Annotated in this window: 12 protein-coding genes and 1 pseudogene; 8 read left to right on the forward strand and 5 right to left on the reverse strand. The window is 46.6% G+C overall.

Translation table 11 applies throughout. From position 1 onward, the window contains the following. Positions 1-58: 58 nt before the first annotated feature. On the reverse strand, positions 59-1,345 hold the full coding sequence (locus GK047_RS18330) for a glycosyl hydrolase family 18 protein (protein WP_163949908.1): 1,287 nt from the start codon (positions 1,343-1,345) through the stop codon (positions 59-61). A 169-nt stretch (positions 1,346-1,514) separates the two neighbouring features. Here GK047_RS18330 and nasC point away from each other — a divergent pair, with 169 nt between their 5' ends. Then, complete coding sequence (gene nasC, locus GK047_RS18335) at positions 1,515-3,614, forward strand: assimilatory nitrate reductase catalytic subunit NasC (RefSeq protein ID WP_205516878.1); 2,100 nt, start codon at positions 1,515-1,517, stop codon at positions 3,612-3,614. Between the two features lie 89 nt (positions 3,615-3,703). On the opposite strand, the gene GK047_RS18340 is transcribed toward nasC, so the two are convergent. Next, positions 3,704-5,569 carry an alpha/beta fold hydrolase gene (locus GK047_RS18340; RefSeq protein WP_163949911.1) on the reverse strand — a complete coding sequence of 622 codons (1,866 nt, stop codon included), beginning with the start codon at positions 5,567-5,569 and terminating at the stop codon, positions 3,704-3,706. A 64-nt stretch (positions 5,570-5,633) separates the two neighbouring features. Then, positions 5,634-6,215, reverse strand: a complete 582-nt coding sequence (locus GK047_RS18345; RefSeq protein WP_205516869.1) for a TetR/AcrR family transcriptional regulator — start codon at positions 6,213-6,215, stop codon at positions 5,634-5,636. A gap of 104 nt (positions 6,216-6,319) precedes the next feature. Here GK047_RS18345 and GK047_RS18350 point away from each other — a divergent pair, with 104 nt between their 5' ends. From GK047_RS18350 to GK047_RS18375, 7 genes and pseudogenes are all read left to right on the forward strand, one after another. Continuing rightward, complete coding sequence (locus GK047_RS18350) at positions 6,320-7,093, forward strand: hypothetical protein (RefSeq protein ID WP_205516870.1); 774 nt, start codon at positions 6,320-6,322, stop codon at positions 7,091-7,093. A 10-nt stretch (positions 7,094-7,103) separates the two neighbouring features. Beyond that, on the forward strand, positions 7,104-7,556 hold the full coding sequence (locus tag GK047_RS18355) for a hypothetical protein (protein ID WP_163949918.1): 453 nt from the start codon (positions 7,104-7,106) through the stop codon (positions 7,554-7,556). Between the two features lie 146 nt (positions 7,557-7,702). Beyond that, positions 7,703-7,906: pseudogene (locus GK047_RS30415) on the forward strand (YiaA/YiaB family inner membrane protein); the annotation flags it as partial. Positions 7,907-7,948: 42 nt separating this feature from the next. Continuing rightward, entirely contained in the window at positions 7,949-8,149 is a 201-nt protein-coding gene (locus GK047_RS18360) for a YiaA/YiaB family inner membrane protein (protein ID WP_481856018.1), read from the forward strand. 130 nt (positions 8,150-8,279) lie between these two features. Further along, positions 8,280-8,756, forward strand: coding sequence for a CBO0543 family protein (locus GK047_RS18365; RefSeq protein ID WP_163949922.1), 477 nt, complete (start codon positions 8,280-8,282; stop codon positions 8,754-8,756). A gap of 22 nt (positions 8,757-8,778) precedes the next feature. Further along, positions 8,779-9,249 carry a CBO0543 family protein gene (locus GK047_RS18370; protein WP_205516871.1) on the forward strand — a complete coding sequence of 157 codons (471 nt, stop codon included), beginning with the start codon at positions 8,779-8,781 and terminating at the stop codon, positions 9,247-9,249. A 254-nt stretch (positions 9,250-9,503) separates the two neighbouring features. Continuing rightward, positions 9,504-10,037, forward strand: coding sequence for a Crp/Fnr family transcriptional regulator (locus GK047_RS18375; RefSeq protein WP_163949929.1), 534 nt, complete (start codon positions 9,504-9,506; stop codon positions 10,035-10,037). Here GK047_RS18375 and hmpA read toward each other — a convergent pair. After that, complete coding sequence (hmpA, locus tag GK047_RS18380) at positions 9,992-11,218, reverse strand: NO-inducible flavohemoprotein (RefSeq protein WP_163949932.1); 1,227 nt, start codon at positions 11,216-11,218, stop codon at positions 9,992-9,994. The two genes, GK047_RS18375 and hmpA, sit on opposite strands and share 46 nt — an antisense overlap. 712 nt (positions 11,219-11,930) lie before the next feature. Beyond that, on the reverse strand, positions 11,931-12,428 hold the full coding sequence (locus GK047_RS18385) for a DinB family protein (protein WP_163949936.1): 498 nt from the start codon (positions 12,426-12,428) through the stop codon (positions 11,931-11,933). Positions 12,429-13,150: the final 722 nt, after the last annotated feature.

The raw sequence follows: 13,150 nt of genomic DNA on the forward strand, positions 1-13,150 counted from the left end.
CAAACCTTCTGTCTCAAGGTTCAGGGTACTCGTTCTTGGCAAGAACACGCTGTGAAGCTCAGCGTTTCACGACCTTGAAATTATTCTCAATGAGCAGCCAATTTTGCGGAAAACTGAGTCCTAGCTTCCAATAGCTGATTCCTCGGAGATTAAGCTCTTTCAGCAAGTGGAATTTGGCTTGGATAGATCTTGCATCTTCGAACCATACGGTATGTTCCTTGCCTGCTTCATCCCAATAGTTGAAATGCGGCGCCTGCGCAGTATAGTCGTACATGATTTGAGCGTGATTCTTACGCGCGAGCTCGATTGCCGCTTGGGGGCTTACGGCTTTGGCGTAGGCGCCACCTTTGACATAGGGCAATGTCCAGTCGTAGCCATAGAGGTTTTGCCCCATCATGATTTTGGAGGCGGGCATCTCGGTTAAAGCATACTCGAGTACCTTGCGCACAGGTCCTATGGGAGAAACAGCCATCGCAGGGCCTCCGCTGTATCCCCATTCATAGGTCATGATGATAACGAAGTCAGCAATTTCCCCGTGAGCCTTGTAGTCATGAGCGGAATACCATTCACCGGCTTGGGCCGCGCTTGTTTTGGGAGCGAGAGCCGTAGACATCAAGTAGCCTTCTTGATGAATTTGTTTTGCCGCTTTGCGGAGGAAACGATTATACGCTTCGCGGTCAGTAGGGAGCAGATGCTCGATGTCAAAATGGATGTCCCGAAATCCAAACTGTTTAGCCGTGCTTATAATTGTTTCGAGCAGTCGATTCTGGATATTTTCATCAGTTAGGAAAATGTGACCCAAACCAGCGCTGAATTGGTCGTTCTCCAAATTCGTGACAACCATCATCAATGTGACTCCTTGCTCTGCCGCTATGGAGGCCAGATCACCTAGAGGCGGTGCTTGCAGAGTGCCGTCCCGCTTAATACGGAAGCTGAAGGGAGCCAAATAAGTGAGATGGGGAGCAGCTTCTTTTGCCGACTGGGATAGTGCGGGAGCTACATGCGTTCCTCGGGGTTCAAGGTAAGCATTAACTTCGGCTGATGGACGAGGAAAAGGCGGGATATAGAGGCGAAAACCTGCGGGAAGCGGGCGGCTCAGGCTTAATCCGTTAATAGAAGCAAGTTCTTGGGGACTGACGCCCAATTTTCGGGCAATAACATAGAGATTCTCACCGGGCTGAACCCAATAATAGGAGCCGACAATTGGAATAACCAGTGCCTGTCCGATGACGAGCGCTTGACTTGGATCGATTTCATTGGCTGCAGCGATTGTGTCCACAGAAACACCGTAAATTTGTGAGATTTGATACAACGTTTGCCCTTTTTGGATAACTTGGATTTGCATGGGGGGGTTCCCTCCTAAAGATCGTAAGCATAAGTACCTGCTGGAAACATTTCTTTACTATATTCGAGTAGGTGGAAATGGGTGAATGTCTATGGCTTTTATGAAGTTGAAAAAAAGGAGGGACTCAAGTAGAGTAGTACTCATTGCAGGACGAGTGGGAGCGGAGAAGATGAATCAGGGGATGAAGACGCAGTGCCCATTTTGCAGTGTGCAGTGTAAAATGCAGCTCATCGAAAAGAAAAATGCAGATGAGCCATCAACATATAAAGCGATTGGGACGCCGAATGCTGCCTCCGAAGGACGGCTTTGCATCAAAGGCATTTATGCGCATCAGCATGCGCTGAGCGAAGAACGAATCCTTCATCCGATGGCGCGTAGAGACGGACAGTATGTTGCCATCACTTGGGAGGAAGCGTATACGCTTATGGCTAGCAAGTTTACAGAGCTGCAAACGCAATATGGACAAGACGTCGTAGGCGTCTACGGTGGCGGGTCGCTGACCAATGAATCGGCATATTTGCTGGGTAAATTCGCGCGGGTGGGCCTTAAGACGAAATACATCGACTATAATGGCAGGTTTTGTATGTCAGCCGCAGCATCCGCGGGAATGAAGGTTTTGGGATTGGATCGCGGTTTGACGAATCCGTTGTCTGACATTGCATTAGCCTCATGTATAATTTTGGCAGGAACAAATATTGCGGAGTGTCAGCCTACGATTATGCCTTACTTTACTCGAGCTAAGGCGAAGGGTGCTTATCTGATTGCTATTGATCCAAGAGAAACGGGAACAACACGAATGGCTGATCTTCATCTAAAGGTAAAGCCTGGCATGGATGCAGCTCTAGTGAATGGAATTTTGAAAGTGATCGTGGAGGAAGGTTGGATAGACGCTGCTTTTGTGCAGCAGCGAACAAAAGGTGTCGAAGCTCTGTTAGCACACTTGGAAACGCTTGAAATGAATGAGATTGTTGAGCTTACGGGGATTTCTGCAGCGCTGATCCGCGAAGCTGCCCAAGCCTTCAGCCAAGCTGCTACGGGAATGGTGTTTACAGCTCGCGGTGTGGAACAGCAGACAGATGGTCATATGGCCGTACGCAACTTCCTCAATTTATTGCTGTTAACCGGAAACTTCGGCAAACCAGGTTGTGGATATGGTGCTGTGACTGGACAAGGGAATGGTCAGGGCGGCAGGGAGCATGGGCAAAAGGCGGATCAACTGCCGGGGTATCGCTTAATTGAGAATCCAGAGGATCGTTCTTATGTGGCGAGCGTCTGGGGCATTGCGCCCAGCGAACTCCCAGGTAAAGGAGTCTCTGCTTACGAAATGATGCAGAAGGTGCAGGAGCAGGAAATTCGCGGATTGTTCGTGATGGCCTCGAATCCAATCGTTTCAAATCCGAATGCTAGCTTAGTCGAGGAAGGGCTGCGGAAGCTTGACTTCCTTGTAGTTGCCGATATGCTCATGTCCGAAACAGCGCAAATGGCGGATTTGGTGCTGCCTGTGTCAGCCTTCTTAGAGAATGAAGGAACACTAACGAACTTTGAGGGACGTGTTCTGTTGAGGGAAGCGAGCCGATCTGCGCCAGGGGAGGCCAAGCATGACTGGGAAATCTTATGCAAGCTGGCGGTGAAGTTGGGCAGGGGCGCTTATTTCCCATTCACTTCGGCGGAGGGGATTTTCGACGAGCTGCGTTTAGCGAGCCGAGGCGGTGTCGCAGATTATTATGGTATCACCTATGAGCGGTTACGCGATGATGAGGGCGTGTACTGGCCGTGCCCAGAGCTTGGGCACTTGGGTGAGAAGCGTCTGTTCGAGACGTCTTTCGCTCATACGGACGGTAGAGCAGAATTGAGTGTCGTGCATAATCATGTGTTGAGCGAGCAGGTCAGCGACGATTACCCGCTGTATCTGACGACGGGGCGTACGCTAGTGCATTATTTAACTGGTGAGCAAACCCGAAGAAGCGAATCCTTGGCGCAGCGAGAGATGGAGTCCTTCGCTGAAATCCATCCGAGCACGGCACAGCGGCTTCACATAGAGGACGGCGCTCTCATGAAGCTGGCGTCAAGACGAGGAGCTATGATCGTCCGCTGCCGCTACAGTGACAATATCCGTGAGGATATGGTGTTCGTGCCTATGCACTGGGGCGGTGCGCAGAATGTAAACAAACTCACGCATCCTGCGCTTGATCCCACGTGCAGGATGCCTGGATTTAAAATATGTGCGGTTCATGTGAGCGGATTGCATTCCGCAGCTATGAGCGTATAAAAAGGAACCCGAGGGTCCGAAACAGCTTGACTTGACTGCTCGCAATATCGGGCTTTTCGTTGTGTAACTCCTGACGCGCTGAAACAGTATTAAAGTTCTTGCTGCCGCAGGAGCTGAGCTGTCATTGCTGGCTGCGAGAGCGGGAAGTGATGAGCAGCAGATAGCTCTAGCGTGTTCACCGAACGGGCCTGCTCTGGCAGCTGATAGATTCTATCCTGGGTGCCCCAGAGGATCGAAACTTTGTCATTTCGCAGATAATCTCCCTGCGAGAAGTAGAAGCTCTCTGCTCGTGCCAATGCAGAGAGGGTTCCCGCAGTCGTCCTGCGCACACGCGGTGACTTCAGCTCTTCTAGGACATAAGTGACATACGTAGGCGGTATGTCACTTATGTCCTGGAAGCAGCTCTGCGCGAGCAACTGCTTCTGCAAGCCCGGCGCGCGCAGCCTGCGCAGCGCAGCCGCGGTCATTCGCGCGCTCCGATACTTCCTCGGAGCGCGCTGCAGTACAGGCTGGAGCATGTGCAGCCTGCGGATTTGCTCCGGTACGCGCTGGAACACTTGGGCAGCTAGAAGCCCACCCAAAGAATGGCCCACTAGCGTAACCGGGGTATCAAAAGTTTGAATCGCTTGAACCAGCGATTGGACATGTCCTTCGAGGACATCGTCTACGTGATGATAGGGCGAACGTCCGAAGCCGGGGAGATCGACTAGGCAGACGGTCGATGTGGGGAACTGCTCGGCGAGCGGAACCAGCCAATCCGCTCCGCTCAGGGTACCATGGACAAAAATAAGCGGGGAATCCCTTGTTTCTCCTGCTTGCTGACCGCTCTTTTCAAGTGTAGCCAAAGGTCCCCTTTTCCCTCGTTTATACCCTTCAGCCTGACGGTGGGCGTGCGAATGGATGAGGCGAAAGTCGAGATCAGCAAAGGCTGATGGGAGAATGGAGGCATTCACGGAGTGTGTCAAACCATATTTTAGCTGCATGTCCCGCGCTTGCTTCAATGGATATTCTGTATCCTTGGGAATGATGAAATCAAGCGATTCCTTCGGAATGCCGAGTTTCCGACCAAGTGGGCCACCGAGTGACTTGGACAACAGACCCAAGGAAATCGAACCCAACGGCTTGCTGACACGAAGCTCCTTAGCCATGCCAGTTACGAGTTCCAGCATGGACGGACTGTCCTTTGTATCATCCATTAAATAATAAGTCCCGTTAGCTGGATGCGGTTCTTGAACGAGGGCGACCATGAAGGCAGCTGCGTGGTCTACATGCACGAGCGGCAGCCAGTGGGACGCACCGCCGGGAACGAGCCCCATCATTTTCCTTGCTGTCGATCTGACAAGAATACCAAGTCCGCCAGTTTGTGGCGTATCCCCGTTCTCGGAGTTGCCAATAACAACACTCGGATGCACAACAGAAAGCGGGTAACCAGCTTGCTGCGCGCCCTGACGAATGCGTAAATCCGCAAGGCATTTCATACGCTCATAGGGAGGCTCCTGCTCTAATCGGGCAATCACCGACTCAGGAGCGTTCATATTCTGGTCGTTGAATGGACTCTTGAACCCGACTAGATGAATAAAATGCTTTAAGCCTTTATCGGCATGAATACGATCCGCTAAGGCTAGCATTTCATCGGCAGCTTGCAAAAATACGATCCGTGCTTCCTCCTCCCCGAGTAAAATATCCATCGGCCCGCCGGCATGAATGACCACATCCGCCTGTCGGACCAGCGCACTGTCGGCCGAGCTTAATCCGAAGGAGGGCGCGCTTAAATCCCCAATTACAGGTGTAATACTTTGCAGCCCCTCATTCGTGAATGCCATTTGTTTGCAAACCTGCTCCCATCTCACTTTGGAGCGAACGAGAGCTGTTATCGTGTGGTTTGCGCGAGAAAGCTGCTGCAGCACCTGCATGCCAATAAACCCTGTGCCACCCGTAATGAAAATATGTGCCATTGAATACGCCTTCTCTCATTTAATTTTAATTAGTGCTAACCGGTACTAAATTGTGCCGAAAAAATTACTTTAGCAGGAAAGCTAAAGTAGTAAGAGAAGAACCAAGCATGCCCGTGTCTTTACTCGCATGCGCTAGAAATAATCCACCCTCTATGAGGGAAACAATGAGTTGAGCGGTAGCTCTGGCGGGTAAATCATCTTTGAATTCCTGTTTCTGGATGCCTTCGTGTAGTAACGCTTCTACCGCGTCGACCTGATCTCGGAAAAACGCGGATACCTTCTCCCGAAGTTGATGAGCTTCTTGTGGCATTTGGGCGTATAACGTAAGGAATGGACATCCGCCCAGGCATTCCAGTTCTTGCTGTGTCAACAGCTGGATAAGAGCTGTAAAACGCTCCTGTACAGAAGTATCTCTTCTTGAAGCTACTTCGTGAATCATCTCGGTATAGGTTTGTATGAGTTGATCGAGAATAGCTGACAGTAGATCTTCCTTGCTTTTGAAGTAATAGTAAATGTTCGTTTTGGAAACTTTACTCACGGCTACAATTTCATCCATGCTAGTTGCGAGATAACCTTTCGTTAGGAACAAAGAAGTAGCGACTTGAAGCGTGCGATCTCGATTAGTTGGCTTTCTTTTTTTTATCATAATAGTACTGTATAGTACTATTCGTTCTTTGTCAATCCATGTATATCCTACAAGGGAGAGAGGATACTAAGGTAATTGGAAAATTAATCTTAAGGATGCTGTACATGGTAAAAAAGCCGCGCCGCCAAATTGCATATGTCAGCCTGCTAGGCATTACTCAACTGCATTTGCGGAATCCATTTATTATTGCGTGGTGGTCCGCTGCTTTTCCGGGATTCGGTCATCTGTTGTTATCCAAGTATTTCAGGGGGTTTCTGCTCATTGGATGGGAGATGGTAATTAATTCCCAGATGCATCTGAACGAAGCGATGGTCTACACCTTCATCGGTCAATTCGAGCAGGCGAAAGCGATAATCGATCTTCACTGGATGTCATTTTACGCGCCTGTGTATTTATTTTCGATTTATGACTGTTATCGCACTTCTTTGGATTTGAATCTAAACTTTATTTTGGCCAAAAGGGAAAATGCCCCGATTGATGTGTTTAAAATAGGCTGTATGGAAATTAATTACCTAGATAAACGCTCACCATGGGTAGCCATCGTATGGTCAATGTTAATGCCGGGCATGGGCCAACTCTATACGAATCGCATCCTTAATGCTTTTTTTCTGCTTGCTAATTGGGTGGTAATCTCTTATCTTGCCCATTTACTTGATGGTTTGCAGTATTTATTCATGTGGGATTTGACTCGATCTGTAAGTGTTGTGGAGATGAAGTGGCTCCTGTTTCTACCCTCAATTTATGGCTTTGCCATTTATGACGCCTACGTGAATACCGTAGAATACAATAAATTATTTGACCGCGAGCAGGCTAGATTACTGGAATCAAATTATCAACATCCCCATTTCCGATTTCCTGAATCTCCGCTCCTAAAATGAGGCTGACGCGATGCATGTAGTATCATCATTTGATCATTCGATCTACCTCGAGCTGGCCATTACAGCTCTAGAAGAGGTCGGAATCTCCAAAGAGCATATTTATGCCGTTCCCTTACGTCGAAGGTCGGAACAAGTGAAAATGTTCGATACCATCCATAGCTCAGATGGTGTTAGCTTATTGGACGCTGGATTTGCTCTGGGAACGGCTCTGGCTGTGGTAGGCTCCTCCTATGGATTTATTCTAAAAGGAGGGCCCATTCTTTGGGGGATTATCGGAGCCGTCGTCGGGTTTACGGTAGGCGTGTTCCTAGATGGGCTTCGCAAAAAAAGAAATTCGAAACTAAGCGCAGGAGGTAAAAGTACGGAAGTGGTCGTCTTAGTCTCATGTACGAACGAGGAGGTCAAGCAGGTTGAGTCCATTTTCTGGGAACACCTTGCCCTTGGCGTTGCCGTCTGCGATTAAAAGGCTGCGTGCAGCCATTCTTTACCACCTGAATTTCGGTACTACTGGTAAATAGTACTATCTGATTCGGGACTTCCCTCCTATAATGAGAAACAAGAGCAAGACATTAGCGTGTTGCAGTAAGCAACCACAGGGGGAAATGAGCTATGTATACGAACCGCAAACGAAACACATCCGCATTCACTTTTATGGTCTGGGCATCATTTATAGGCGCATTCTTTGCCATGTTTGTCGGTATTTACACCTTGGAAGAGGCCTTGAGTGTGAAAGGATATTATGCAGTGTGCGCTTTATTTCTGACGATGTCCTCCTTCGTTCTTCAGAAGGTTGTTCGCGATAATTTGGAGGATGGATACGGTTCTCGCAAACGGAACACATCGGCATTCACTTTCATGGCATGGAGTTCATTCTCGTTGGCCCTAATTGGTATGTTTATTGGCATCATTAACTTAGAACAACCTTTATCCGTAAAAGGGTACTATGCTGTAACGGCATTGTTCCTAACTATGTCATCGTTTGTTCTGCAAAAGACCGTTCGCGACAATAATGAAGATGAAGCTTTACATGTTGTGGATACAGCAGAAGAATTGTAAATAAGCTAAGCGTCTACGGCCTAATGGCAAGTGGGCGCTTTTTTTTGGCGTAGATCTCTATAAAGTTAATTATAAGGTATGAATTAGGGCATATTGGGAAGTATATGCTTACTTGGGAGGCTGATAACAAATGACAATCGAACGTGCCATTTTAATCATGGTCTGGTTGGTCTGTGTTATCGCAATGCCGATTGTGATCCCGAAGGGAAGATCGCGTGAAGCCGCTCTGGTCTTTCTGTCCAATCAAGTCATCAGTTGGACGCTGAGCTTGTTTTTTGTCGAAATGAACTGGTTTTCTAATCCAGTGAGGGAATTTCCGGCAGCCTCAGGAAGCAATTTTACGAACAACTATGTGTTATATCCTTTTATTTCTACGGTTTTTTACTTGTACTATCCTGGGGGGAAGAACCTTCTTATCAAAGCTCTATACCAGATAGGTTTTATTTTATTCGCTTGTGGCTATGTATACGCAATTGAAAAGTATACGAATTTAGTCAAATTCCACCATTTCCATATTTTGTTGAATGGAATTGTTTTTTTTCTAGGTTTAAATGTTACGAGACTTTATGGGCGTTGGTTTTTTAAAGCGGTTAGAGGAAGAGGGTAGAAATGCCACTATGGTTTTTACATTGGATCGAATCCTGTTAATAGCGGTCTGGGCAATTTCTATTACGGGTTTGCTCTTGATACCTAAACGTTGGAGACGTGAGGCACAGGTAGTGTTCTTGTTCCAACAATTTATTAATTGGATTCTGGGGCTCCTTGTCGTTCAAAATGGTTGGATCGAATATCCGCTAAGAGAACTTGTCTATAACCGAACAAGTTTTACTTTTGAGTTCATGGCCTATCCAATCGTTGCTGTATATATGAATTTGTATTATCCGATACAGAAAAGTGTCTGGATTAAGCTGATGTATGTGGCCGCTTATCCTGCTGGATTAACCGCCATTGAGCATTTTATTGAAAAGAAAACACCGTTAATTGACTATATAACGTGGAAATGGTACTGGACATTTTTAAGCGTTTGGGTAACTTTGTATTTGTCCAGATGGTTCTACACCTGGTTCTTCCGAAAAGCTGTTGTTTCTGAGAACTATTAGCTTGCCTATTGGATTTTAAGGAAAGCAAAAAAAGCCTCAAAAGTGGAGGCTTTTTATTTTGGGGAAATGCCAGAAAGCGATTGTGAAAAAGGGATGTTCGCCTATCGTTTACCGATAATGATGGGAACGGTATGATAGAGCTTGAAGGAAAGTACGTGAATAAGGCGGAAATTGTTAATGTAGAAGGAATATGCCAAGTAGCGATGAGCAGATAAACTGGGCTTTCGCTTTTTTGTTAAAGGAGAAATAAAATTATGATCTTGCATAAAGGTGAAATCTTGTTTCGCCAAGGTGAAACGGGGCCGCTTTACCAGATAAAAAACGGTCTTCTAAAAATCGTCCGGTTCCATGAAGACGGAAACTCGGTTCTCGTGAATATCATTGTGCCGAATGAAATCATCCCCCACCATGCATTGATAAGCCCTAATCCTTACTATGGCACAGCTATTGCTCTTGTAACTTGTGAAATTGAGATGATTTCGGCGGCACAGTGGTATCGGGAATTGGAGAACGATCCAGATAAATGCCGCACAATCGCCCTTCTTTTGCAGGACAAGCTGCGCATGATGCAGCAGCGGATCGATCAACTGACCGAGATCGCCCCGGCGGAAAAATTAAAAAAGCTGCAGAGTTGGTTCCTAGCCTATATGCCTCTAGATAAATTGACCGATATCTTGACACAGGAAGAGATCGGTCAGTTTATCGGCCTTCGCCGTGAAACGGTTAATCGGCTATTAAGAGCTCAATCGGAGGCGGACAAGCTGCCGGCAGGGCCGAAGAACTCATAATGGATATTTTCTTGGGGAATTTCCCATACATTAAGTGCATGGTGTATCACTTTCATAAAAGGCAATGGACCGCAGAAATAAAAGCTGGCTTCCTTCGTAGGCACCACACTTTGTAGCCAAGGCAAGTCAATGTATCCTTCTTTATGATAAGCTTGTTCCGCTTTATCCAGTACTGTAGGATTTTGATAACACCAATGAAAGGCTACCTGTGAATACATACTTGCGAGCTCCTCAACATGCTTACGCATAGCGTGCATGTCGCCGTTCTGAGCAGCGTGGATGAAGGTTACTTGCCGATTTGGATAGGATTCGACTAAGGTGTTCAACATACTGATTAATGGTGTCAACCCAACCCCGCCGCTTATGAATACAACGGGTTTTGTATCGTGTTGATCTAAGATGAAGTCTCCAGCAGGCGCGGATAGCAACACAATCGCGCCTTCTTCGATCTGATCATGTAAATAAACAGAAACCTTACCAGACGGTTGTCCTGGAATGCCGTCCTCTCGCTTGACAGAAATGCGATAATAAGGCTTCCCAGCAGCCTCGGACAGGCTATATTGACGGATATGAGTGAAAGCTTCTCCCGGAATTTCTACTTTTATACTTATATATTGTCCTGGCTCAAATGGAGCGATGGATTGACCATCTTGAGGTACCAAATAAAAGGAAGTGATGACGTCGCTTTCTCGAATTTTTCGGTCCACGCGAAAGGCTCTGAAAGCGTCCCATCCTCCTATTTGTTCTTTGGCGTGCACATACATATCCGCTTCCACACCAATAAAGGCATCGGCAATTACGCCATAGGCTTCTCCCCATGCTTGAAGGATGTCATCTGTTGCCGCATCACCAAGTACATCCTTGATGGCGGCGAGAAGATTTTGCCCTACAATTGGATAATGTTCTGCTTTTACGCCGAGACTACGGTGCTTATGAGCAATTTGCTTGACAACGGGTAAGATCGTTTCTAGTTGATCGATGTGCTTTGCGGCAGCATAAACAGCGTTGGCTAAAGCTGTTGGTTGCTTGCCTTGTTTTTGGTTGGCATGATTAAAGATATGAAGCAGTTCGGGATGCGCTGTAAACAATCTTTCATAAAATCGTTTTGTAATCGTGGTTCCATGGATCTCGAGTACAGGAACAGTAGATTCTATTACGCTTATTGTTTTTTCGCTTAACATTAGCGTATCGCCTCGCTCTTATTTGATTTGGTTATGATTCAAGTATATAGAGAGGAAGAAACATGACGTGTGATTATAATCACACTAAGTTTCAAAGATCTGTGTCCGTCTATAAGCTTATAAGAACTCCGTAATAGATGACCCTAATTCGCCATTTTCTCATAATTGTCGAAGCTACTCCTTCGGTGAAGTAAAAGAAAGTGGATTGTAGGGTCTTTTTTTGTGCTTCTCGTAATACTTCAAAGTTAGTCAAGGAGGAGTAAACTTTGAGCTTCGTGTTATTTGTGCAACCGCAATTTTTTACGCGATGGAGCGATTCTTGTTGTAGGGAGAACTTTTCTTGAATAAGTAAAAATCCATTCTTACTAAAAGTTGGCATTCAAATGGATGTATCGAAGTATGATCCCACATACAGGATAGAAAAATTCGGTATTGGTTAAAACGCTATGGCCATGCACGTTTGAACATTTTTGCTGCAATCATTGCCGGAAAAAGAAACCGACAAAGTTCGGTTTCTATTTTTGCATTAATGTTTTTGGCGATTGATGCTTTTGCTTACTCCTATTGTTGCTACTATTAAGAGAGCGAATCCAGCGCCAGCTGCTTGCCGGACTACACAGGTATTCGACGATAATAAAAACAGTCGCAGAGTACCGACGGTCATGCCGGTGCCCTGCGACTGTTTGGCGCGCATTGGATCGAGAAACTTAGTTCATTGGACTTCCTCGTCGGCTGAGGGACCGTAGATGCCCGGGACCGGAATATCGAGAAGCCGCAAGTATACCCCGAGCTGCGCCCGGTGGTGGACCATGTGGCTTAATCCGAAGGTGCGGAGCGCGATCGCCCGCGGCTTGCGGAGGATGATATGGTCGCCGTGGCGCAGCGTCCATTCCTCGCCGAGCGTTTTCTCGTCGCATTCGGCGAGAAACTTTTCAAACTTGCCGACGTTCGCGTCGAACTCCTCCAGAACGTCAGCGCGTTTTTCCAAAGGCTCCCGCCGCAGCGGCACGGTCGAAAGATCGAACTCCGGGTACTGAAAAATCGCGATTTGCCAGTTCAGCAGGTTGATCAGGTGCGTGGCCAGCCCGCCGAGCGTCATCGATTTCTCGTGCGGCTTCCACGACATATGCTCCTCGGGCAAGCGTTCCAGAATGCGGCGCGTAGTGGCCAGTTCATGCGTTGCGTCGCCGACGATCAGTTGTTTGACCATAAATTCCTCTCCTCCCTTTTGGTTTAGCATACTATAAATCCCAGTCGAGTGGAAAGCTCTCTGGTTAGCTGACTATGATATTGCGCTAAACTGCCCGAGAGCTGAATAACGGCATGCCTTCTCACTCCAGCATAATCCATTTTTTCTTCTTAACAATTCGGTCGGAAATAGGATCATTTTTTAATGGTAGAGGGGGATTCAACCATTGGATTCTATCGCGATTTTAGTAATAGGTTTCATCAGTATAATAATTCACCTTAGAGCGACACATATCTCTACAGAAATTATTAGATAAAAGATCTAGAGATAACGATTAGGTATTTCTATAAATGTACCCAGGTGAATCGAATAATCGATTACGTTAACGGAGAACGATAGTTGAATGACAAAAAAAAAGTAGGCCAAGACTGTATTGTTCCAGTTTTGGACTGCTTTTTTTGATGCTCCCAAAAGAATACATTAAATACATGCAAACAATGTACAAAGCTTTATAATTCAAGGGGTTTTCACACGCTCGTTAGATAACCGCGTAAAATATGCGTTAAGGATTTTTATAAATTTGAAAACGTTTGTTACATCCAGTTGTTGCTATCCTTAAACAGATAGTGGAAAATGTATGTCAAGGAAATATGCGAATTGCGTTTTTATTTGACTAAAAGATGGAGGATTGCTCATGGGCGGCAAAATTACCAAAAAGGAAGATGCGATCTTTGTTGATTTTG

This window comes from Paenibacillus sp. SYP-B3998 (assembly GCF_010820665.1).
Lineage (GTDB): Bacteria > Bacillota > Bacilli > Paenibacillales > NBRC-103111 > Paenibacillus_E.

Bases quoted from the DNA above. Each gene is read 5' to 3' on its own strand.
- GK047_RS18330 (WP_163949908.1), bottom strand. From the start codon at position 1,345: ATGCAAATCCAAGTTATCCAAAAAGGGCAAACGTTGTATCAAATCTCA.
- nasC (WP_205516878.1), top strand. From the start codon at position 1,515: ATGAATCAGGGGATGAAGACGCAGTGCCCATTTTGCAGTGTGCAGTGT.
- GK047_RS18340 (WP_163949911.1), bottom strand. From the start codon at position 5,569: ATGGCACATATTTTCATTACGGGTGGCACAGGGTTTATTGGCATGCAG.
- GK047_RS18345 (WP_205516869.1), bottom strand. From the start codon at position 6,215: ATGATAAAAAAAAGAAAGCCAACTAATCGAGATCGCACGCTTCAAGTC.
- GK047_RS18350 (WP_205516870.1), top strand. From the start codon at position 6,320: ATGGTAAAAAAGCCGCGCCGCCAAATTGCATATGTCAGCCTGCTAGGC.
- GK047_RS18355 (WP_163949918.1), top strand. From the start codon at position 7,104: ATGCATGTAGTATCATCATTTGATCATTCGATCTACCTCGAGCTGGCC.
- GK047_RS18360 (WP_481856018.1), top strand. From the start codon at position 7,949: ATGGCATGGAGTTCATTCTCGTTGGCCCTAATTGGTATGTTTATTGGC.
- GK047_RS18365 (WP_163949922.1), top strand. From the start codon at position 8,280: ATGACAATCGAACGTGCCATTTTAATCATGGTCTGGTTGGTCTGTGTT.
- GK047_RS18375 (WP_163949929.1), top strand. From the start codon at position 9,504: ATGATCTTGCATAAAGGTGAAATCTTGTTTCGCCAAGGTGAAACGGGG.
- hmpA (WP_163949932.1), bottom strand. From the start codon at position 11,218: ATGTTAAGCGAAAAAACAATAAGCGTAATAGAATCTACTGTTCCTGTA.
- GK047_RS18385 (WP_163949936.1), bottom strand. From the start codon at position 12,428: ATGGTCAAACAACTGATCGTCGGCGACGCAACGCATGAACTGGCCACT.